Below are 19,838 nucleotides of genomic sequence, written 5' to 3' on the forward strand. Positions count from 1 at the left end.
GATCAGGCGCGGTCTGGTTTCAGGGCCAACAGCATTTTCACCATGATGATGGCCATAGCCAGAGCATAAAGACAGTTCCCGAATGCCATGGAAACCGGAAAGCCAGGAATGAGATAGGTTGGTTCGTCACAGGGCTTGTCAGGCCGGGTCGGCATATGCGCCAGCATATCGGTAATGGAGAGTTGACTGCTGAAGCGTGGCGCCGCGCATTCCGGCAGAGGGCTGGGCCAGAAATGCCACTCGACCCCGGCATGCAGCAATCCGGCTCCGGCTGCTCCACAGAAACTCAGCGCCGCCAGTCCGCATAGCACGAGAGCCGGGCGGGGAGGCAGAAAGAACGCAATCACGCCCAGTGCGATTGCAATCCGGTAAGGCCAGCGTTCCACCAGGCACAGGGCACAAGGCGGCCGGTGCGCCCACCACTCCACGGAAAAAGCCACGCCGAGCGCCAGAGAAGCCGTGATAACGGCAAAAAGAGCGATGATGCGATGACATGCCATACTGACAGAATATGACGGCCAGCGTTTTCTGTCGCCCCCGCTCTTGTCGCCCCCGCTTTTGTCGCAAGAGATCATAAGCGGGTCGCCAGATGCGGGAAAAGGGGATGGCAGGGCTGACGAGGTGATCGATTGCCGCTGAAGGGAAGGCGGCGTTAGGGTTAAACAGATTATCTTCAGCAGGACTGTAGTGTTCCCATGAGCCTGATTGCCGCGCGTCTCGACCGTATCAGCCCCAGCCAGACCATTGCCATCAGCACCAAAGCCCGTGCGCTGAAGGCTGCTGGTCGTGATGTGATCAGCCTTTCCGCCGGAGAGCCGGATTTCGATACGCCGGACAATGTGAAGAAAGCGGCGATCAAGGCCATTGAGAAGGGTGACACGAAATACACGGACGTTGCGGGCACTGCGGCCCTGCGCAACGCGATCGTGGAAAAATTCAGGCGCGATAATGGTCTGGATTATGCTCCGGACGAGATCATCGTTTCCACCGGCGGCAAGCAGGTGATTTTCAACGCCATGCTGGCCACGCTGAATGCGGGTGATGAGGTGATCATCCCGGCCCCGTGCTGGGTGAGCTACCCGGATATTGTTGCCCTGTGTGACGGCAAGCCGGTTCTGGTCTCCTGTCGCGAGGAGCGCAGCTTCAAGATCAGCCCCGAGGAGCTGGAGGCCGCCATCACGCCGAAAACCAAATGGCTGATGCTCAACAGCCCCGGCAACCCGACCGGGGCAGCTTATTCCGCGGCGGAGCTGAAGGCGTTGGCAGACGTGTTGCTGCGTCATCCGCATGTCTGGATCATGACCGACGATATCTACGAGAAGCTGGTTTATGGCGGGTTTGCCTTCGCCACGCTGGCGCAGGTGGAGCCGCGTCTGAAAGATCGCACCCTGACTGTGAACGGGTGTTCCAAGGCCTATGCAATGACCGGCTGGCGCATCGGGTTTGCCGGTGGTCCGAAGGCGCTGATCAAGGCGATGGACAAGTTGCAGAGTCAGTCTACCTCCAACACCTCCTCCATCAGCCAGGCTGCGGCGGTCGAGGCGTTGATCGGCTCGCAGGACAGCATCGCCGATATGCTGGCCACCTATCAGGAGCGTCGTGATCTGGTGGTGGAGATGCTGAATGCGGCTCCGGGCGTGACATGTCATAAGCCGGAAGGTGCGTTTTATGTCTTCCCCTCCGTGAAGGGCTGCTTCGGCAAGACCAGCAAGGGGGGCGTCAGGATCGTCGATGACGAATCCTTCGTGACTGCGCTGCTGGAGGAAGAAGGCGTGGCGGCGGTGCATGGCTCCGCCTTCTGCTATCCGGGCTATTTCCGCATCAGCTATGCCACCAGCACCGAGGCGTTGCGGGAGGCCTGCACGCGTATCCAGCGTTTCTGTGCAGCTCTGTCCTGAAGCATCCTCTGGCCTGACAGAATGAAAAAGGGCCGGGCGCTTGCGTGTCCGGCCCTTTTCGTTAAGTGCATGGCGCTGATCGTATCGACGGAAAAACGGACGCCCTCTGATGCCGAGTTTTGCGCAACGCCTGAATGGGCTGGATGTCTCCCCCACCATCGCTGTGACGCAGCGTGCGCGCGTGCTGCGGGCGGAGGGGCATGATGTCATCTCCCTGTCGATTGGGGAGCCGGATTTTCCGACTCCACCGGCAGCGATTGAAGCAGCCCATGCGGCGGCGCTGGCAGGGGATACGAAATATCCCCCTATTGTGGGTGCTCCGGCGCTGGTCAGTGCGATCCGGGCCAAATTCCACCGGGAAAACGGGCTGGATTTCGCAGCGAACGAGATCGCCATCGCCAATGGTGCCAAGCAGATCATCTACAACGCGATTATGGCGACGGTGGATCCGGGGGATGAAATCGTTATTCCTGCACCCTATTGGGTCGCCTATGAGCTGGTAACCCGGCTGGCGGGAGGCATCCCGGTGATCGTGAACTGCCCGCAGGAGACTGGTTTCCGTCTGGAGCCGGAAGTGCTGGAGGCGGCGATCACCCCCAAAACCCGATGGGTGTTGCTGAATTTTCCCAACAATCCGACCGGGGCCGCGATCATGCCTGCGGAGATGGCGGCACTGGCCGAGGTGATGCGTCGCCATCCGCATGTCTGGGTCATGTGCGACGATATTTATGAGCATCTGCTCTATGACGGCTTCGTCTATCGCACCATGGCAGCCGTCGCGCCTGATCTGCGGGACCGGATCCTCACTATTTCCGGCGTGTCCAAATCCTATGCGATGACTGGATGGCGTGTCGGCTTCGCGGGAGGGCCGTCATCCCTGATCAAGGCGATGAACAATATGCAAAGCCAGGCGACGTCTGGTGTCGCCGGTATCGCACAGGCGGCCGCAGCGGCGGCCCTGAATGGTGATCCGGCCCTGCTGGCGGAGCGGGCAGCCATGTATGCAGCGCGGCGTGACTTCGTGGTGTCCGCCCTTCAATCGGCCCCCGGCCTGACCTGCCACAAGCCGGAGGGGGCATTTTACGTCTTCCCCGGTGTCGCCGGGCTGCTTGGCCGCCATTCCGCAGGCGGTCGGCTGTTGCAGACCGATGAGGATGTGGCGCTGGCTTTGCTGGAGGAATCCTATCTGGCCGTGGTGCATGGTGCGGCCTTCGGCATGAGTCCCTATTTACGGTTGAGCTACGCCACGGATGAGACATCTCTGGCGCGTGCCTGCGAGCGTCTGGTGACCTTCTGTGAAACCGTACGCTGATCTGGGGATGCTCCTTGCGGAAAGAGAATGGTGTGAGGCCGGTAGAGCCATGTTAGGAGAGGGGCCATGTCCGAGATAAAGACTTCATGCTCCGCGCCTTCGCCCATTCTGCAGGAGGGCGATCCGGTCTTTTCCATCGTGGTCCCGTGCTACAATGAGCAGGACGGGCTGGAGATGTTCCATACCCGGCTGGCCTCCGTCATGGATGGGATGGGGGAGAGCTGGGAGGTGGTCTATGTCAACGATGGCAGCCGTGACCGCACGCTTGATGTGATGCAGAGTCTGCGTCAGGCCGATCCCCGCATCAGCGTGGTGGGCCTGTCCCGTAATTTCGGCAAGGAAATTGCCACCACCGCCGGGCTGGATCATGCACGCGGTCAGGCGGTGATCGTCACCGATGCGGATTTGCAGGATCCGCCGGAATTGATCCCGGAACTGGCCGCGCAATGGCGGCAGGGTTTCGACATGGTCTATGCCCAGCGCCGTGTCAGGGAAGGCGAGACCTGGCTGAAAAAAGCCACGGCCGATGCATTCTATCGTCTGATGACACGGCTCGGGGATGTCAGCCTGCCCCCCAATGCCGGGGATTTCCGTCTGATGAGCCGTCGTGCGGTGGATGCTCTGCTGCGTCTGCGGGAGCAGCATCGCTTCATGAAGGGGCTGTTCGCCTGGATCGGTTATCCCTCGGTTGCGGTACAGTACGACCGTGCCCCCCGTGCGGTGGGCGAGTCCAAATGGTCGTACTGGAAGCTGTGGAACCTTGCGCTGGAGGGGATCACCGGCTTTACCGTCGTGCCGCTGAAGCTGGCGACGTATCTGGGTATTCTCGTTGCACTGTTCGCGGTGCTGTATGGCGGTAATATCGTGCTGTCCAAGCTGTTTTTCGGCAATCCCGTGCCGGGTTATCCCAGCCTGATGGCGGTGGTGCTGTTTCTGGGCGGTGTGCAGTTGATGACGCTGGGTGTGATCGGGGAATATCTCGGTCGCGTGTTCAATGAGACCAAGCGCCGTCCACTCTATTTCGTGGAACGTCATCTGCCGAGCGATCCAGCCATGACGGCTTCCCGTATCGGAGACTCCGTGCGTGGCTGACGGGCTGGATCCTGATGACTGGGACGCGCTGCGCAGCCTTGGTCATCGCATGCTGGATGACATGTTCGACCATCTGGCCGGAGCACGCTCCGGAGCGGTTTGGCGGCCTTTACCGACTCAGGTGAGGGATGCGTTCAAAACGCCCGCCCCGCGTGATGGCAGCAGTCTGGACTCCGTCTACGAACAGTTCCGCAATCATGTGCAGCCTTATGCGACTGGAAATATTCATCCGCGCTTCATGGGCTGGGTGCATGGTGGCGGCACGGCGGTCGGGATGCTGGCGGATATGCTGGCGGCCGGGCTGAACGCCAATCTGGGCGGGCGGGATCATGCTCCGGTCGAGGTGGAGCGGCAGGTGATCCGCTGGTCGGCTGAACTGCTGGGCATGCCGCCGGAGACCTCCGGTATTCTGGTGACCGGCTCCTCCATGGCGAATTTTATTGGTATTCTCGTGTCCCGTCTGGCGGCGCTCGGGCCGGATGTGCGGCACGAAGGGGTCGGGCAGAGCGGCTTCACCGCTTATGCCGGGGCTAATGCCCATGGTTGTATTCCCCGTGCGATGGATATGGCCGGGTTCGGCAGCGATGCCCTGCGTTCTGTGCCGCTGGATGATGCGCATTGCATGAGGCTGGATGCGTTGGCTGCCATGGTGGCGGAGGATCGGGCGCAGGGGAGGCTGCCTGCTCTGGTCATTGCGACCGCGGGAAGTGTTGATACCGGGGCTATCGACGATCTGGATGCGCTGGCCACATTCTGTGCCACCGAAGGGATGCGGCTGCATGTGGATGGGGCGTTCGGCGCGATGCTGGCCCTCTCGCCTGTGTTGCGCCATCGCGTGAAGGGGCTGGCACGGGCCGATTCCATTGCGTTCGATTTCCATAAATGGCCGCAGGTACCCTACGACGCAGGCTGTGTGCTTGTGCGCGATCCGGTATTGCACCGGCAGGCTTTTGCCCAGGATCTGGCTTATCTGCGGCGCGATATCCGGGGCTTGTCCGGCGGCGCGCCATGGCCATGCGATCTTGGGCCGGACCTGTCACGTGGGTTTCGGGCGCTGAAAGTCTGGATGATGCTCAAAACCTACGGTGCCGACCGGCTCGGCGCGGTGGTAGAGACGTGCTGCGACGTCGCCGCCTATCTGGCCGTACGGGTGGCAGCTGAGCCGGAGCTGGAGTTGCTGGCCCCGCTGCCCGGTCAGAACGGGCTGAATGTCGTGTGTTTCCGCTTTATCGCGGCTCCGGGTGATCTCGACCTTCTGAACATAGAGCTGGTCGCGGATGTTCAGGAATCCGGTGTTGCGGTCCCCTCAACGACGCATTTGCAGGGGAGGCTCGCGATTCGTGCTGCCATCGTCAATCACCGGACGAGGCGGGAGGATGCTGATATTCTGGTGGATGCAGTGTTGAAAGCCGGACGCTGCCGTGTCAGCCAGTTGGTGGCAACCGGCTGACACAGGCGTTGCGTCAGCCGAGTTCGGCCAGCTTGCCGAGCAGGAAGTCACGGAACACGGAAACGCGCTTGGAGCTGCGCAACTCCTCCGGATAGACGAAATACACGTCGATTTTGGGAGATTCGATCTCCGGCAGGACACGCTCCAGCCCGTCCATTTCATTGCTCATGTAATCGGGCAGAGCACCAATCCCCAGACCGGACTGAATGGCCAGCGCCATTGCCTGCAGTGAGTTGACATCCAGCAATGGGCGCCGCGGCGTGCCGCTCTTGCGCCCGGCTTCGGCCAGCCAGTTGATGTTGTTGACCGGCGAGTGATAGTCGCCGAACAAAATCAGGCGGTGATTATCGAGGTCTTCCGCTGATTGCGGCCGACCATATTGCTCGAAATAGGCAGGTGTGCCGACCACATGCCATTTGATAGTCATCAGATGGCGCTGCACCAGATCGGGCTGCTTGGGCGGATGCATACGGATGGCCACATCGGCCTCCCGCATGGCCAGATCAAGATCGGCATCATCCAGCAGCAGTGACAGAGACACGTCGGGGTAGGTGGCCAGGAACTGGTGCAGGCGTGGTGCCAGCCACGAAGCGCCAAAGCCGACCGTGGTGGTGACTTTCAGACGACCGGCGGGTTTTTCCTTGCTTTCGGTCAGCAAAGCCTCGGTCATGGCCAGCTTGGCAAAAACTTCACGCACTGTGCGGTTCAGGCTTTCACCCTGCTCGGTCAGGATCAGGCCGCGGGCATGCCGGTGAAACAGGGGAACCTGAAGGGCCTCCTCCAGTGCCGAAATCTGGCGGGACACGGCAGACTGGCTCAGGTTCAACGTATCGCCAGCATGAGTGAAGCTGCCTGCTTCGGCCACGGCGTGGAAGACGCGCAGTTTGTCCCAGTCCATTGTTTACGCCACTCCCCGCTTCCGGGTGCGCTATGTGCGACCCATCGATGATTCGGCCTGCCGGGCCGCGGTCTCCTGTTCTCCGCGCATCCCTCCCGTAAGCCGGGTGTTGGCGGACGATTCGCTATTCTGCTGCCAGCATTGACGAATCGGTATGTTCAGCTACCCACTTTTCCGCCTCCAGCGCCGCCATGCAACCTGTTCCGGCAGCAGTAACGGCCTGACGGTATATTTTATCCTGTACATCCCCTGCGGCGAACACACCGGGGATTGAGGTGCAGGGGGTTCCCGGGCGGGTCACCACATATCCTTCTTCATCCAGTTCCAGCTTGCCGCGGAAGATGGCGGTGTTGGGGGAATGGCCGATTGCCACGAAAACGCCATCCACCGGCAGCGTGCTGGTATCCCCCGTCGCGGTGTTGCGCAGGACAATCCCGTCCACCCGATCCGGTGGACCGGAAGCCGTGATGTCCTCGACCACGCTGTTCCAGACGACGGAGATTTTGGGATGCGCAAACAGGCGGTCCTGAAGGATTTTCTCGGCCCGCAACGAATCGCGGCGATGGATCAACACCACTTCGCTGGCATGGTGGGTCAGATACAGGGCTTCCTCAACGGCGGTATTGCCGCCACCAATCACCGCCACGCGCTTGCCCCGAAAGAAAAAGCCGTCACAGGTGGCGCAGGCCGATACGCCTGCTCCCTGAAGTCGTTTCTCATTCGGCAGCCCAAGCCAGCGTGCCTGGGCACCGGTTGCGATGATGACCGAATCCGCCTCGAACACATCGCCTGAATCCGCTGTGCAGCGAAAAGGTGTGCGGGTAAAGTCCACATCGGTGATCAGATCATACACGATCTCGGTGCCGACATGACGCGCCTGCGCTTCCATCTGCTCCATCAACCACGGGCCCTGCACCGATTCTGCAAAGCCGGGGTAGTTTTCAACGTCGGTGGTGATGGTCAACTGTCCGCCGGGCTGAAGGCCGCATACCAGAATCGGTTTCATGCTGGCGCGGGCAGTGTAGATGGCGGCGGTATAGCCGGCAGGCCCTGCACCGATAATGAGAACCTTGCTGCGATGGATCATGGTTTTTGTCTATCTGAAACACAGGGACGGCATGCCTCAGGATATGAGGCCAATCTCCCTTGCGGGCAAGGCTGAAGCCTTCGCACAAAGTTTTTAATTTTTCGGGCTGAGAATGGCTTGCAGCCAGCGCGTTGAGTCATAATATTGCGCAGCCAGAGCATTCATGACAATTTTCCGTTTCACCACGAATGAGCATCCCCAGCGCATGACCGCCGATCATTCTCTTCCCCATGAGCTGGACGCTATCGACCGGCGTATTCTGGCGGAATTGCAGGCCGATGGCCGCATGACCAATGTCGAGCTGGCGCGTCGTGCGGGTATTTCGGCGCCTCCCTGCCTGCGGCGTGTCCGGCGGTTGGAGGAAGCAGGTATCATCCGGGGCTATTACGCCGATACCAACCCGCAGGCACTGGGCTGGGAGATTGAGTTTTTCGCCATTGTCGGTCTGGACAGTCAGAAGGAACAGGCTCTGGCCGAGTTCGAAAAGACGGTGGGGGAGTGGAGCGAAGTGCGTGAATGCCACATGATTCGCGGCGGCGGCGATTTTCTGCTGCGTTTGGTGGCACGTGATACGGCGCATGAAAATCAGCTGACCCAGCGCCTGACCGGGATGGAGCGTGTCACGCGGGTCCAGACCCTCCAGACGATTCGCACCAGCCGCGATATTGCGGGCGTGCCGTTATAGAGCGAGTTTGAAGGGCCGGATCAGGCCCTGTCGAATTTCGCCTTTGCATGACGCAGCGCGACTGGCAGCAGGGATAGCAGCGACAGGATAAAGAGCGGCAGCAGCACCGAGGGACTCATTAACGTGTCTGCCGGGGCGAGGGATTGCTGTATGCTCTGACGCAATCCTGCGCCGAGGCTGACCGTGATGCTGATCAGGGGGGCGCTGCCGATCGCGGTGGCGATGGCGAATGGCAGGATGCGATGGCTGGCAAATGGCGCGGCCAGTGTACTGAGCCAGAATGGCACCATCGGCATCAGCCTTGCCGCCAGCATGTAATTGAAACCGTCCTGCTGCATTTGCGGGGCGATCTGATCGAGCCGGCGCAGGCAATGCGCGGGCAGCCAGCGCCGCAGGTGCATCAGCATATATCGTCTGGTCAGAGAGTGAAAAGCCGCGGCCCCGAGCGTTGCCCCGGCAATGGCGGAGACGGACCCGGCCAGCGTGCCGCACAAAGCGCCGCCGGCCAGCCCCAGAAAAAGCCCGCCAGGCAGCAGCAGCAGGACGCTGAGCGCATAGGCGAGCATATACAGGGTGAAAGTCAGCACCGGGTGTCGGTCAGCCCAGGGAAGCGCCTGATCGAGCCAGGCGTGAAGGGCAGCAAGAGCATGTTCCATGACGGGAGATCAGACTCGCAGAAAGTTAAAAAAGCGGATCACAGCACGGGATCGTCCGCTATGCGCAGCTTCTGATTGACGGATAGCCATTCACCCCCCTATAAGCCGCGCCTCGGCCAGTCAGATGCGCAGGCATCTGCGGACCATCTGTCTTGTACCGGAAATTTCGACCGGGCGCGATCCCGAAGCTGGGACGCCCCTAGCCTCGGAGAGCCTGACGTGAAGCGTACTTATCAACCCTCGAAGCTGGTCCGCAAGCGGCGGCATGGTTTCCGCGCGCGTATGGCGACTGTTGGTGGCCGCAAGGTGATTGCCAACCGGCGTTCCAAGGGCCGCAAGCGTCTGTCCGCCTGATTTCGGACAGCCCTGTTTCGGTAAGGCCGGATTTGCATGTCCCTGATATGCGGCCCGGCTCCCAACGAAAGGGTTCCGCAGTCATGCGGGAAAAACGTCTGAAGCGGCGCGCGGAGTTCCTCCGCGTTGCCTCAAAGGGGCGCAAGGCCGCCGTGCATGGTCTGGTTCTTCAGGCCCTGCCCGCGCAGGCTGCCGACGCCCCTTTGCGCATTGGCTATACTGTGACCAAAAAAGTCGGCAATGCGGTTGTACGCAATCGCACCCGTCGGCGCTTGCGCGAGGCGGCGCGGCTGGTGGCGCGGGAATACGATCAGGCAGGCACGCCTTTATCGGCGCATGATCTGGTTCTGATTGGACGAGACAGCACACGCGGGCGGCCATTCGATTCCCTGCTGGATGATCTGCGCCGTGCTCTGGCCAAGGCCGGAGTCGTATGATCGCCGGTCGTATCATCGGATACGGGCTGAGGCTTGTGGTGCGGCTGTATCAACTGGTTCTGCGGCCCGTGCTGGGGACGAATTGCCGGTTTGTTCCCAGTTGCAGTGATTATGCGCTTCAGGCATTGCGCGAACACGGCACTTTTCAGGGTTCCATGCTTGCAGGGCGGCGCATTCTGCGCTGCAACCCATGGCACCAGGGCGGCTATGATCCGGTTCCTGCCGGAAGATGCCGCTGCAAAGATCATTCAGGACAGACGGCGGGTTGATGGACCAGAAACGGCTATTCCTCGCGATTGCGATTTCTTTGGGCATTCTGCTGGGTTTCCAGGGGTTGTACCGGCATTTCGTGCCGGAGCCTCCTGCTGCGGCCCGGACGGCCACGAATGTCGGGCAGGATAAACCAAATAATACGCTGGGCGCGGTTCCGACCGATGCCACGGCCTCCCAGTCGCCTCCTCCGAAGGAAGGAGCCCGTCTGGCTGTCGATGCGCCGCGTGTGAAGGGCAGCATCAGCCTGGTCGGTGCGCGTTTCGATGATCTGGTCCTGCGCGATTATCATGAGACGGTCGACAAGAATTCCCCGCTGGTCCGCCTGCTGGCTCCGCTGAGCGGGCCGGAGCCATACTATGTGGAATATGGCTGGGTGCCGGAAGAATCGGGCATTGCCACGCCGGGCCGTGATACGGAGTGGAAGGCCGATGCCGCCACCCTGACCCCCAACAAGCCGGTGACGCTGAGCTGGGATAACGGCGCGGGCCTGACCTTCATGCTCAAGGTTGCGGTCGATGCCGATTACATGTTCTCGGTGACCCAATCCGTGCGCAATGCGACCGGTAAGCCGGTTGTGTTGCATCCTTATGCACGGGTGCGTCGTGATTACCGGCCGGAGGTCGAGGGCTATACCGTTCTGCATGAAGGGCTGATCGGTGTGGTGGACGGCATCCTGCATGAGATCACCTACAAGAGCGCCGACAGCGATGGGGCCAAGAATAACGGCCTTGCTTTCGAGCATGCCTCCACCGGCGGATGGGCGGGTATCACGGACAAATACTGGCTGACGGCGCTGATTCCTGATCAGACCAGTTCGGTCGATTTCAGTTTCCGCGATACCAAGCCGAATGGCCGGGACGGCTATCAGGTCGGCATCATCTCCCATACTCCGGATCAGGTTGCGGCAGGGGCAGAAAGCGCCAGCACCACGCATCTGTTCGCGGGGGCCAAGGTGGTCAGCCTGCTCGATCACTATCAGGCGGAGTATCATATTCCCAGCTTCTGGGAGGCGGTTGATTTCGGCTGGTTCTGGTTCATCACCCGGCCGTTCTTCTATGCGCTGGACTGGCTGTATCATCTGGTTGGCAATTTCGGTGTTGCCATTCTGATCTTCACCGTTCTGGTCAAGGCGGCCTTCTATCCGCTGGCGAGCAAATCCTATCGCTCGATGAGCAAGATGCGTCTGCTGGCTCCCAAAATTCAGTCCCTGCGTGAACGCTACAAGGATGATACGACGCGGATGCAGCAGGAGGTCATGCAGCTTTACAAGGCTGAAGGCGCCAATCCCGCCAGCGGCTGTCTGCCGATGTTGTTGCAGTTCCCGATTTTCTTCTCACTCTACAAGGTCATCTTCGTGACCATCGAAATGCGGCATGCTCCGTTCTTCGGCTGGATTCACGATCTGTCGGCGGTCGATCCGACCAATCTGTTCAATCTGTTCGGGCTGCTGCCTTTCGACCCCACCCATATCTCGCCCTTCCTGCATCTGGGCATCTGGCCGCTGATCATGGGCGGCACAATGTATCTGCAACAGAAGATGAACCCGCCGATGCCGGATCCGGTGCAGGCAAAGATGTTCCAGTTCATGCCGATCATCTTTACCTTCATGCTGGCGCGCTTCCCTGTGGGGCTGGTGATTTACTGGAGCTGGAACAATCTGCTGTCGATCGGGCAGCAATGGCTGATCCAGCGCCGCACCAAGCTGCCGCGCCCCGAGCTCGCCAAGGTCTGAGCGGGATTTATGTCTGATCAGACCCCGCAATTCGGGCAGATACCCTCCGAAGCTGAACCAGATGAGGCGGCTCTGGAGGCCGGGCGGAAGCTCTTTGCCGGTGAGTGTACCTTCTTCCATGGCACGCAGAGGCTGGATCAGCTTCCGCCGCCTATGGGGGTGGAAATCGCTTTTGCCGGGCGTTCCAATGTGGGCAAATCCACTCTGGTCAATGCCCTGACCGGACGGAAAACGCTGGCGCGCGCCTCATCCCAGCCGGGACGGACCAAGCAGCTGAATTTCTTCAACCTCGCTGACCAGCTCGTGCTGGTGGATATGCCGGGATATGGCTACGCACAGGCGGCGAAGGATGTGAAGGAAGACTGGCAGGGGCTGATGTTCAGCTATCTGCGCGGGCGACCCAATCTGCGCCGGGTCATGCTGCTGGTCGATGCACGGGTCGAGTTCAAGGCGTCCGACATTGCGGTGATGGAATTGCTCGATAAGGCGGCCGTCACTTTCCAACTGGTCGTGACCAAGGCGGATGCCGTGAAGCCGACACCGTTGCAACGCCGCGTGGAGGATGTCTATGCGGCGGCCCGCGCCCATCCTGCGGCGCATCCCCATGTCTTTGTCACCAGCAGCGATACAGGATCGGGAATCGCTGAGTTGCGCGCGGCTCTGGCCGGCCTGACGGACTGAGCATCCATGCGTGGTCAGGACTGGATGCCGGTTCTGGTGCTGCTGGGTCTGCTCTGTCTGGCTGTGGCAGGGTGGATGCTGTTTCCACGTCTGCAAGCGTTCATTGCGTTTCAGGATTGTGCGGCAGCGGGGCGGGTTGATTGTAGCCCCTGATGGAAAAGCAAAACCTTTTAAACCGGCTGACTTTTCAGGGTTTCCTGTGGCTTGGCGATCCGGGTCGACTCTGGAATGATGTCGGCGAATGTCTTTCCGAAAGCGGGGAATGATGACTTTACCCGATGCTCTGCCCGTAGCACGGATCATCGTGCAGCCTGATGATGGTGTTGCTCCGGTCGTTGAACTGATTGCAGGGGCAAGCCGCTCGGTCAGGCTGAAGATGTTCACCTTTACCTACGAGCCGATCATCACTGCACTCAAGGCGGCTCACGATCGGGGCGTCAGCGTGCGCGTTATGCTGAATCCGGCCCGTTCATCGGGGTCACGCGCGAATGATGAGACAATGGCAGAATTGCGTGCCGCCGGAATCGAGGCGATCTGGTCCAATCCGGCTTTCCCGGTCACGCATGAAAAATCGATGGTGATCGACGAGCAGCGTGCCTTGATTGCCACCTTTAATTTCGTCGAAAAATACTTCACCCGCACCAGGGATTATGGAGCGATTATCGAAGATCAGGCGACGGTTACGGAGATCCTGCAAGGTTTCGATGCTGACTGGAACCGGCAGCCTTTCTGGCCGCGCCCGGGTTCCCCTCTGGTGTGGAGTAATACCTCCGCCCGTACGGCCATGTGTGCCTTTATTGATTCGGCGCAGGAAACGCTGTGGATTCAGCACCCCAAATTCGTTGATGCCACTGTGCTGGACCGGATCGTTGCGGCACAGGCGAGGGGTGTTGTGGTGCGTATCCTGTGTGGCGGGCGGCATGGCATCAGCGAAGTTGACCTGCTGGACACATTTTCCTCGCTGCGCATCATGCAGCGTATGGAGATCGCCATTCACAAGCAGAAAACGCTCCGTGCCCATGCGAAGCTGATGATTGCCGACAAAACAACGGCCCTGATCGGCTCCATGAATATCGACCGCAGCGCTTTCGATATCAGGCGGGAGCTGGGCATTGTGCTGCATGGGGAAGGCACGACAAAGCATCTGCGCGAAATATTCAAAAGCGACTGGAAAATCTCTCATCGCTATGATCCACCGGATCCGCTGACCGTGCATCTGCATGTCGAAGATGACCATGAGCCTCATGATATCGAAGTGGCTCATGAATGATCATATCCCGTGTCCGGGTGCATCATGTCGCCGGATGAGGCGATAAGCCCAGTTGAGCGCCCCAGCCTGTGGCGTATCGCAATGACCTTTAATCAGATCGCCCTGCTTGGATTCGGAGGAGGGTTATCCGCATGGTCACGGGATGTACTGGTTCTACGTCGCCGCTGGCTCAGTGAAGCAACCTTCCTGAGCGCTCTGACGGTGGCGCGTGTTCTGCCCGGTGCAAATCAGGTCAATCTCGCCGTGTTTGTCGGCACACGCCTGAGAGGTGTCAGCGGTGCCGTGGCTGCCATTGCCGGGCTGGTAATGTTACCATTTCTGATCATCCTTGCTCTGAGTGTCGGCTATCTGGAGTTTCAGCATGCGCTCTGGTTGCAGCATGTGCTGGCCGGGCTGGCGGCGGGGGCTGTCGGGCTGACATTTTCCATGGCCTGGCAGACGGGCAGGAAAGTGCTGACCGCCCCTGCTCCAGCCCTTATTTTTGCTGCCAGCGTTCTGTTATCGGCTGTCGTCCGCATGTCTCTGCTCTGGATGCTGCTGATCCTGCTGCCGGTCAGTTTTGTATGGGCCTGGTTGACAACAGAGAAGGATCGGAAAGGATGATCCCGCCGCGACTGCTCGATATTATTGTGCTGTTCGGCGGCGCTTCCCTGCTGTCATTCGGCGGTGGCAATGCTATCGTGCCGCATCTCCAGATGCAGACGGTTGAGGTCTATCACTGGCTGACAGCCCAGCAATTTGCTGATGCCTATGCCATGGCGCAGGTTGCACCGGGGCCAAGCACATTGCTGGTCACCATTCTGGGTTATGATGCGGCGGGTATTTCGGGGGCGGTGCTGGCCACAATCGCCATGCTCATCCCCAGCAGCCTGCTGGTATTCGGAGCCGCCATGCTCTGGAAAAGCATGGGGGAGGGCCGGTTCCGGCGTATCTTTGAACGCGCCATGGCGCCGTTGGCAGTCGGGCTGGTTCTGGCCAGTGGGATCATCATCACCAAAAGCAATGACCATAGCTGGCCGGCTTATGCCATCACGGCCGCCTCGACGCTTGTGCTGTGTCGGTGGCACCTGCATCCGGTGGCGGTGATGGCTTGCTGTGGTATCATTGGCTGGCTGGTGAAACTCTGACTGTTTGCTCCGGCTTTTTCATTGGACCAGACTGGACGTATCGCTTTTGATCTGTTGTAGCGCATAGCGGAAAGGTTCATCGGAAACAGCCACAATTCCGCCAAGCGGTGTTGCCATTTCCATGACGACGAACAGGGCGACGCAGATTGAAATGGCTGAAACAACAAGCGCAACACTGATGAAAATGCTGAAATCAGCATTCAGCCCATATATAAAGAAAGATGCCAGCATCCACAGGATCAGCGTGATATAAAACGGTTTGCTGATAGAGGATGCTGATTGCGAAATAATCTGCCAGTGAACCCGGTTCAGCGGAGAAAGGCGCTCCTCAAGTTCAAATTGCAGCCGCTTCTTTTCGATGGTTTTCGGCATCCAGTCACGCACGATTGCTTCCATCTGCATCAGTCTTTTGGCCTGAGCGGTTGCTTTGGGGGCCGGGTCATTGAAATCATAGATGCAATGGGCCGTGAATTCTTTCAGAAGAGTTTGGGCGTCTGCAATATCAGTACCATATTCTATAAGCAGCCGGTTGAACTGAACGATCTGGATGGCTTCCTCGTTCACGGAACGTGACAGGCTATCATACGATTCTTTGCCGGATGTCACCATCAGACCCAGAACAATGGCACCGAATGTCACCAGCATGCCGATCACGGCATGAACGACAGCCGATGTCTCGCTGTTGCGATGATGCGGCGGCAGGCGGATACGGAGCCATAGTCCGGCACGATAGGCCCCCAGCAGCAGCACAAACAGCAGTGTCACGGCCAGGAAATTCTTAAGATCGTAATAATCCATCAGGCGAGTCCATTTCGGGTTCCCTCGCCATCAAGCGAATCAGCGAGTCATTGTTGGAACCCATTAATATAAATGGAGACGTCTGGCGATCATACGGGATGAGAGCAGGCTTGGAGTTTCTTAAGCATTTATGAGGATTATAAAAGCAGGCAGGGCACCTCGTATAAATCCGAGGTGCCCTGATGATGGTCAGCCGGTTCTCTTCGAAAGAGCGTCAGTAGCCGTAACGACCGGGAGCGGGACGCTGGTAATAGCCAGCCGGATAAGCGTTTTGCTGAGGTGTGGTGACGGCCCCGCCGACAGCCCCCAGCGCACCACCCGCCAATGCACCGATTGCAGCACCTCTGCCGCCCCCGGCGATTGCCCCCAGAGCTGCGCCGCCGCCGGCACCAAGGGCCGCTCCACCAATGGCTCGTTGGCCGGGATCATAAGGATTGGTGCAGGCGCCCAGGCTGAGAATACTGGCGGCAAGCAATATGCGTCCTGCAATACGACTGTACATCCGAGTGTTTCCCTTTCTATTCAGTTTTGTCCATTCCTACGGCATTGTGAACGCAGCGGAAAGGTCAAGGTCGCAGTATCATTCAGCCAGTATTTTCATGGCAGAAATAAGACGGTTTCAAGGCACACCAAGACAGTTTCTTGACGAATGTGGCCTGTTCCGTGTGTGGTGAGGGCGGCGGGGACTTCCTATCCCGATGGAATGATGTCGAGTGAAAGAGAACGTATGACGGGCGCGTCGCAGACGGAGGTCCATGTGAACACCGATGATTTCGGCTCGGCAGGGGAGCAGGCGCGAATCCTTGCTCATGCTCTGCCGTTTATGCGCCGCTATGCGGGTGCAACAGTTGTGGTGAAATATGGCGGCCACGCCATGGGTGATGAGCGTCTGGCCGAACAGTTCGGCGCTGATATCGCTCTGCTCAAGCAGGTGGGCATCAACCCCGTGGTTGTGCATGGCGGCGGTCCGCAGATCAATGACATGCTCAAACGTCTGGCGATCCAGTCCAGATTTGTGGACGGGTTGCGCGTTACCGATGCGGCGATGGTTGAGGTCGTCGAGATGGTACTTGCAGGTACTGTCAACAAGATGGTCGCTGGCCTGATCAATCGTGCGGGCGCCATGGCGGTTGGGATTTGCGGCAAGGATGGCGGTCTGATTCATGCGCGCAAATTGCAGCGTACGGCGATGGACCCTGACAGCCATATCGAGAAAGCGCTCGATCTCGGTTTTGTGGGAGAGCCTGCTCATATTGATGTCCGCGTCATTCATGCCCTGACCGGAGCCGGGCTGATCCCGGTCATTGCGCCGGTTGGCATTGGGGAAGACGGTCAGACATATAATATCAATGCTGATTCTGCCGCCGGTGCCATTGCTGGTGCGCTGGGCGCCAAGCGTCTTCTGATGCTGACGGATGTGCCCGGTGTTCTGGATACGGATAAAAAGCTGATTCCGGAAATGAGTGCGACGGATGTTAAGGCAGGCATTGCCGATGGCACGATTACGGGTGGTATGATCCCGAAAGTCGAATGCTGTGTCGATGCGGTTGAAAAAGGTGTACGCGGCGCGGTGATTCTGGACGGCCGTCAGCCGCACGCCTGTCTGTTGGAAATGTTTACAGAAGGGGGAATCGGCACCCTGATTCGCGGCTGAGGCTGATAGAAGAGGGAGGGGAGGTGCTGGCCATCTCCCCTCTGACTGCTAGCCTTGATGCGCAGGTACCGTTCGGCCGACCGCTTTTCCTACCAGGACCAGAGCCGGGCCGCCTTCACTCCAGTCCGGTGCGGTTTCCACCAGGTAATCCAGGGTGCCGAACAGGGCGCGCTGTGCCTTTGTTCCTCCCCTTTCGATGAGGGCGGCGGGCGTTTCAGCCGGCAGTCCTGCGGCCAGTAATCCATCCCTCAGGCGCGGAAGCGTCACGATACCCATATAGACGGCCAGAGTACCCCCCAGCTGTACCGCCCCGTGAAAATCCATCTCCAGCGTGCCATCTCTGGTGTGACCGGTAATGAAGGTCACGGCGCGTGCGGCTTCTCGATGTGTGAGCGGGATGTTGGAGCCCGCCGCGCAACCAAGGGCTGCGGTAATGCCGGGGACGATCTCAAAGGCGACTCCGGCTTCAGCCAGAGCTTCGGCCTCTTCTCCGCCGCGACCGAAAATAAGCGGGTCACCCCCCTTGAGTCGGACGACGCGTTTCCCTTCCTGTCCGAGACGGACCAGAAGGGCGTTGATGTCTTCCTGCCGCATGCAGTGATTGGCGCGGGCCTTGCCGACAAAAATACGGCTGGCGTCGCGACGGCCCATGTCGAGAATTTCATCGGTGACCAGCCGGTCATGCACGATCACATCCGCTTCACCCAACAGGCGTTGCGCGCGCAGCGTCAGCAGATCGGGTGCACCAGGCCCGGCGCCCACCAGATAAACGATTCCCTTGCGAGAGATTGTGTCGGGTTGGCTGATGGCAGCCTCGAACAGTTTTCCCGCCTCGTTCTCTTGCCCGTTCAGGGCAAGATCGGCAGCGGGGCCGGTCAGCAGGCTCTCCAATGCCCGACGCCTGATCGCCATATCAGGAAAAGCCGCGCGTAATCTGTCCTTGAACTGCTCGGCCAGGGCAGCCAGTCTGGCATAGCTGGGTGAAACCAGCGCTTCAATCTTTGCCCGCAGCAACCGGGCCAGCACAGGCGCCGCCCCACCGGAGGAGATGGCGATGGTCAACGGGCTACGGTCAACGATAGCGGGTGTGATAAAGCTGCATAATTCCGGGCGATCTACTATATTGACTGGAATGCCACGCTCGATTGCGGTTCTGGAAAGGGCTTGCAAATCCTCGTCAGTCGCTTCCGCGCCGATGGCAATCGTGCAGCCGTCGAGAAGACCGGGCTTGAATGTCGGCGATATGTTCACCTCGGCACCGGCGCGGCGCAGAGCCTGTGCCTTACGGTCTGCGGATTCGCCCTGACCAATAACAAGGGCTTTCCGCCCTATAATATCCATGAATGCCGGGTAGTGACGCATATCCGTGAAGCCTTCCTGAACGCCGTAGTAAGCTGCCTTGTTGTCGGACAATATCCATTTCGCCATCATTTCAAAGGTTTGAGATGGTGTTGGTCCAGTGAACAGCATCCGGGCGATTTTGTCATAAAACAGAGGTGGCGTTTCTCCTTATGAACATGAAAGAGAATTCATCTCATTTAAGAGCCATATCCTATGGCGGAATTGGCTATGGGAAGGCTAAGTCAAGACGATCGTTGGTCATTCTGTAGCTGCTGACGGGTTTCTGGGCGAAGCGTAATACATTAAAAGGTCCACATAATTGCCTGTGCTCGTTACCGGTGTCGCTGGGTTCATTGGCTTTCACGTCGCCCGTGCCTTAATGCGTCAGGGCGAAACCGTTATCGGTATTGATAATCTGAACAGTTATTATGATGTCGGTCTCAAGCGGGCCAGACTGGCTGTGCTGGAAAGAGAGACAAGGTTCAGTTTCTTTAAGGTCGATCTGGCTGATCGCCTGGCGATGGCCGAGTTTACGCGAAGCTTTCACTCCGTGGACAGAATTGTGCATCTGGCGGCACAGGCCGGGGTGAGATACTCGCTTCAGGATCCCTACGCCTATGTTGCTTCCAATGTCATGGGACATCTCGCCATTCTGGAGATGGCCCGTACCCTGCCGGACCTGCGTCATCTGGTATATGCTAGCTCGTCATCTGTTTACGGAGGCGATCTGGAAGCCCCGTTTCGGGAGACGGCACGGATTGAGCGCCCGCTTTCGCTGTATGCCGTGACAAAGCGCGCTGATGAGCTGATGAGTGCGGCTTATGATCACCTGTTTGGGATTCCTCAGACCGGTTTGCGCTTTTTCACGGCATATGGCCCGTGGGGGCGACCGGATATGGCTTATTATTCCTTCGCCAAAGCCATTACCCAGGGAGAGGAGATCCAGCTTTTCGATCATGGCCGGTTGAAGAGGGATTTTACCTATATTGATGACATTGTGGAGGGGGTGATTCGCTGCCTCGACCGTCCGCCCAGTTCAGCGGACGGCGCCCGTCTGATCAATATCGGCAATAACAGGCCGGAGGAGGTCTCC

23 protein-coding genes (1 of these 23 cut by a window edge) are annotated in these 19,838 nt (G+C 59.2%); 16 read left to right on the forward strand and 7 right to left on the reverse strand.

What is annotated here, in order from left to right:
- Nucleotides 1–2: 2 nt before the first annotated feature.
- Nucleotides 3–500 carry a disulfide bond formation protein B gene (locus GbCGDNIH8_RS03670; RefSeq protein ID WP_072572127.1) on the reverse strand — a complete coding sequence of 166 codons (498 nt, stop codon included), beginning with the start codon at nt 498–500 and terminating at the stop codon, nt 3–5.
- A gap of 195 nt (nt 501–695) precedes the next feature.
- On the opposite strand from GbCGDNIH8_RS03670, the gene GbCGDNIH8_RS03675 reads away from it, so the two are divergent.
- From GbCGDNIH8_RS03675 to GbCGDNIH8_RS03690, 4 genes are all read left to right on the forward strand, one after another.
- Nucleotides 696–1,898 (forward strand): pyridoxal phosphate-dependent aminotransferase, encoded by a 1,203-nt coding sequence (locus GbCGDNIH8_RS03675; protein WP_072572128.1) that lies wholly within the window; start codon nt 696–698, stop codon nt 1,896–1,898.
- Nucleotides 1,899–2,007: 109 nt separating this feature from the next.
- Nucleotides 2,008–3,210 (forward strand): pyridoxal phosphate-dependent aminotransferase, encoded by a 1,203-nt coding sequence (locus GbCGDNIH8_RS03680; RefSeq protein WP_072572129.1) that lies wholly within the window; start codon nt 2,008–2,010, stop codon nt 3,208–3,210.
- A 66-nt stretch (nt 3,211–3,276) separates the two neighbouring features.
- A complete protein-coding gene (locus GbCGDNIH8_RS03685) occupies nt 3,277–4,302 on the forward strand; it encodes a glycosyltransferase family 2 protein (protein ID WP_095206415.1) in 1,026 nt (341 codons plus the stop codon).
- Nucleotides 4,303–4,351: 49 nt separating this feature from the next.
- Nucleotides 4,352–5,752: a pyridoxal phosphate-dependent decarboxylase family protein gene (locus GbCGDNIH8_RS03690; protein WP_216634501.1), complete on the forward strand. Its 1,401-nt coding sequence runs from the start codon at nt 4,352–4,354 to the stop codon at nt 5,750–5,752.
- Between the two features lie 13 nt (nt 5,753–5,765).
- Here the strand turns inward: GbCGDNIH8_RS03690 and GbCGDNIH8_RS03695 are convergent, their stop codons facing one another.
- On the reverse strand, nt 5,766–6,650 hold the full coding sequence (locus tag GbCGDNIH8_RS03695) for a LysR family transcriptional regulator (RefSeq protein ID WP_072572131.1): 885 nt from the start codon (nt 6,648–6,650) through the stop codon (nt 5,766–5,768).
- A gap of 124 nt (nt 6,651–6,774) precedes the next feature.
- Nucleotides 6,775–7,737 (reverse strand): thioredoxin-disulfide reductase, encoded by a 963-nt coding sequence (gene trxB, locus GbCGDNIH8_RS03700; RefSeq protein ID WP_072572132.1) that lies wholly within the window; start codon nt 7,735–7,737, stop codon nt 6,775–6,777.
- A gap of 205 nt (nt 7,738–7,942) precedes the next feature.
- Between trxB and GbCGDNIH8_RS03705 the strand changes: the two genes are divergently transcribed.
- Nucleotides 7,943–8,422, forward strand: a complete 480-nt coding sequence (locus GbCGDNIH8_RS03705) for an Lrp/AsnC family transcriptional regulator (RefSeq protein WP_011631428.1) — start codon at nt 7,943–7,945, stop codon at nt 8,420–8,422.
- Between the two features lie 20 nt (nt 8,423–8,442).
- Here GbCGDNIH8_RS03705 and GbCGDNIH8_RS03710 read toward each other — a convergent pair whose 3' ends face one another.
- Complete coding sequence (locus GbCGDNIH8_RS03710) at nt 8,443–9,078, reverse strand: TVP38/TMEM64 family protein (protein ID WP_072572133.1); 636 nt, start codon at nt 9,076–9,078, stop codon at nt 8,443–8,445.
- 219 nt (nt 9,079–9,297) lie between these two features.
- Here GbCGDNIH8_RS03710 and rpmH point away from each other — a divergent pair, with 219 nt between their 5' ends.
- The 9 genes from rpmH to GbCGDNIH8_RS03750 all read left to right on the forward strand — a co-directional run bounded on the left by rpmH (nt 9,298) and on the right by GbCGDNIH8_RS03750 (nt 14,952).
- On the forward strand, nt 9,298–9,432 hold the full coding sequence (gene rpmH, locus GbCGDNIH8_RS03715; protein WP_011631430.1) for a 50S ribosomal protein L34: 135 nt from the start codon (nt 9,298–9,300) through the stop codon (nt 9,430–9,432).
- An 83-nt stretch (nt 9,433–9,515) separates the two neighbouring features.
- Nucleotides 9,516–9,869, forward strand: coding sequence for a ribonuclease P protein component (gene rnpA / locus GbCGDNIH8_RS03720; protein ID WP_072572134.1), 354 nt, complete (start codon nt 9,516–9,518; stop codon nt 9,867–9,869).
- The gene (gene yidD / locus GbCGDNIH8_RS03725; RefSeq protein ID WP_072572135.1) at nt 9,866–10,138 is read left to right on the forward strand and encodes a membrane protein insertion efficiency factor YidD; all 273 of its coding nucleotides are present in this window, start codon (nt 9,866–9,868) and stop codon (nt 10,136–10,138) included. Before rnpA ends, yidD begins: the two co-directional genes overlap by 4 nt.
- Nucleotides 10,138–11,874 (forward strand): membrane protein insertase YidC, encoded by a 1,737-nt coding sequence (gene yidC, locus GbCGDNIH8_RS03730; RefSeq protein ID WP_072572136.1) that lies wholly within the window; start codon nt 10,138–10,140, stop codon nt 11,872–11,874. The genes yidD and yidC overlap by 1 nt, the downstream gene beginning before the upstream one ends.
- Before the next feature lie 9 nt (nt 11,875–11,883).
- The gene (gene yihA, locus GbCGDNIH8_RS03735; RefSeq protein ID WP_072572137.1) at nt 11,884–12,555 is read left to right on the forward strand and encodes a ribosome biogenesis GTP-binding protein YihA/YsxC; all 672 of its coding nucleotides are present in this window, start codon (nt 11,884–11,886) and stop codon (nt 12,553–12,555) included.
- Nucleotides 12,556–12,561: 6 nt separating this feature from the next.
- The gene (locus GbCGDNIH8_RS12800; protein WP_157692540.1) at nt 12,562–12,708 is read left to right on the forward strand and encodes a hypothetical protein; all 147 of its coding nucleotides are present in this window, start codon (nt 12,562–12,564) and stop codon (nt 12,706–12,708) included.
- A gap of 109 nt (nt 12,709–12,817) precedes the next feature.
- Nucleotides 12,818–13,825, forward strand: a complete 1,008-nt coding sequence (locus GbCGDNIH8_RS03740) for a phospholipase D-like domain-containing protein (protein ID WP_072572138.1) — start codon at nt 12,818–12,820, stop codon at nt 13,823–13,825.
- Nucleotides 13,826–13,849: 24 nt separating this feature from the next.
- Nucleotides 13,850–14,428, forward strand: coding sequence for a chromate transporter (locus GbCGDNIH8_RS03745; protein ID WP_072572139.1), 579 nt, complete (start codon nt 13,850–13,852; stop codon nt 14,426–14,428).
- A complete protein-coding gene (locus GbCGDNIH8_RS03750) occupies nt 14,425–14,952 on the forward strand; it encodes a chromate transporter (protein ID WP_072572140.1) in 528 nt (175 codons plus the stop codon). The genes GbCGDNIH8_RS03745 and GbCGDNIH8_RS03750 overlap by 4 nt, the downstream gene beginning before the upstream one ends.
- Nucleotides 14,953–14,970: 18 nt before the next feature.
- Here GbCGDNIH8_RS03750 and GbCGDNIH8_RS03755 read toward each other — a convergent pair whose 3' ends face one another.
- Together GbCGDNIH8_RS03755 and GbCGDNIH8_RS03760 are read right to left on the reverse strand one after the other, a co-directional pair.
- Nucleotides 14,971–15,750: a bestrophin-like domain gene (locus GbCGDNIH8_RS03755; RefSeq protein ID WP_072572141.1), complete on the reverse strand. Its 780-nt coding sequence runs from the start codon at nt 15,748–15,750 to the stop codon at nt 14,971–14,973.
- Between the two features lie 214 nt (nt 15,751–15,964).
- Nucleotides 15,965–16,252, reverse strand: coding sequence for a YMGG-like glycine zipper-containing protein (locus GbCGDNIH8_RS03760; protein ID WP_072572142.1), 288 nt, complete (start codon nt 16,250–16,252; stop codon nt 15,965–15,967).
- 225 nt (nt 16,253–16,477) lie between these two features.
- On the opposite strand from GbCGDNIH8_RS03760, the gene argB reads away from it, so the two are divergent.
- Nucleotides 16,478–17,404: an acetylglutamate kinase gene (argB, locus tag GbCGDNIH8_RS03765; RefSeq protein WP_072572143.1), complete on the forward strand. Its 927-nt coding sequence runs from the start codon at nt 16,478–16,480 to the stop codon at nt 17,402–17,404.
- Between the two features lie 48 nt (nt 17,405–17,452).
- Here the strand turns inward: argB and cysG are convergent, their stop codons facing one another.
- A complete protein-coding gene (cysG, locus tag GbCGDNIH8_RS03770; protein WP_253736102.1) occupies nt 17,453–18,817 on the reverse strand; it encodes a siroheme synthase CysG in 1,365 nt (454 codons plus the stop codon).
- Between the two features lie 247 nt (nt 18,818–19,064).
- Here cysG and GbCGDNIH8_RS03775 point away from each other — a divergent pair, with 247 nt between their 5' ends.
- Nucleotides 19,065–19,838 carry the 5' portion of an NAD-dependent epimerase/dehydratase family protein gene (locus tag GbCGDNIH8_RS03775; RefSeq protein ID WP_072572144.1) on the forward strand. The gene runs 198 nt beyond the window's last position, so the window shows 774 of its 972 coding nt (coding positions 1–774); it begins with the start codon at nt 19,065–19,067; its stop codon lies beyond the right edge, outside the window.

The sequence above is a fragment of the Granulibacter bethesdensis genome, assembly GCF_001889545.1.
GTDB classification, from domain to species: Bacteria; Pseudomonadota; Alphaproteobacteria; order Acetobacterales; family Acetobacteraceae; genus Granulibacter; species Granulibacter bethesdensis_B.

Coding starts and splice junctions, on each gene's coding strand:
- GbCGDNIH8_RS03760 (WP_072572142.1), bottom strand. CDS start 16,252: ATGTACAGTCGTATTGCAGGACGCATATTGCTTGCCGCCAGTATTCTC.
- GbCGDNIH8_RS03710 (WP_072572133.1), bottom strand. CDS start 9,078: ATGGAACATGCTCTTGCTGCCCTTCACGCCTGGCTCGATCAGGCGCTT.
- GbCGDNIH8_RS03690 (WP_216634501.1), top strand. CDS start 4,352: ATGCTGGATGACATGTTCGACCATCTGGCCGGAGCACGCTCCGGAGCG.
- GbCGDNIH8_RS03685 (WP_095206415.1), top strand. CDS start 3,277: ATGTCCGAGATAAAGACTTCATGCTCCGCGCCTTCGCCCATTCTGCAG.
- GbCGDNIH8_RS03755 (WP_072572141.1), bottom strand. CDS start 15,750: ATGGATTATTACGATCTTAAGAATTTCCTGGCCGTGACACTGCTGTTT.
- GbCGDNIH8_RS03670 (WP_072572127.1), bottom strand. CDS start 500: ATGGCATGTCATCGCATCATCGCTCTTTTTGCCGTTATCACGGCTTCT.
- yihA (WP_072572137.1), top strand. CDS start 11,884: ATGTCTGATCAGACCCCGCAATTCGGGCAGATACCCTCCGAAGCTGAA.
- GbCGDNIH8_RS03695 (WP_072572131.1), bottom strand. CDS start 6,650: ATGGACTGGGACAAACTGCGCGTCTTCCACGCCGTGGCCGAAGCAGGC.
- GbCGDNIH8_RS03740 (WP_072572138.1), top strand. CDS start 12,818: ATGATGACTTTACCCGATGCTCTGCCCGTAGCACGGATCATCGTGCAG.
- yidC (WP_072572136.1), top strand. CDS start 10,138: ATGGACCAGAAACGGCTATTCCTCGCGATTGCGATTTCTTTGGGCATT.
- GbCGDNIH8_RS03680 (WP_072572129.1), top strand. CDS start 2,008: ATGCCGAGTTTTGCGCAACGCCTGAATGGGCTGGATGTCTCCCCCACC.
- GbCGDNIH8_RS03675 (WP_072572128.1), top strand. CDS start 696: ATGAGCCTGATTGCCGCGCGTCTCGACCGTATCAGCCCCAGCCAGACC.
- argB (WP_072572143.1), top strand. CDS start 16,478: ATGACGGGCGCGTCGCAGACGGAGGTCCATGTGAACACCGATGATTTC.
- GbCGDNIH8_RS03705 (WP_011631428.1), top strand. CDS start 7,943: ATGACCGCCGATCATTCTCTTCCCCATGAGCTGGACGCTATCGACCGG.
- rnpA (WP_072572134.1), top strand. CDS start 9,516: ATGCGGGAAAAACGTCTGAAGCGGCGCGCGGAGTTCCTCCGCGTTGCC.
- GbCGDNIH8_RS12800 (WP_157692540.1), top strand. CDS start 12,562: ATGCGTGGTCAGGACTGGATGCCGGTTCTGGTGCTGCTGGGTCTGCTC.
- yidD (WP_072572135.1), top strand. CDS start 9,866: ATGATCGCCGGTCGTATCATCGGATACGGGCTGAGGCTTGTGGTGCGG.
- GbCGDNIH8_RS03745 (WP_072572139.1), top strand. CDS start 13,850: ATGTCGCCGGATGAGGCGATAAGCCCAGTTGAGCGCCCCAGCCTGTGG.
- GbCGDNIH8_RS03750 (WP_072572140.1), top strand. CDS start 14,425: ATGATCCCGCCGCGACTGCTCGATATTATTGTGCTGTTCGGCGGCGCT.
- trxB (WP_072572132.1), bottom strand. CDS start 7,737: ATGATCCATCGCAGCAAGGTTCTCATTATCGGTGCAGGGCCTGCCGGC.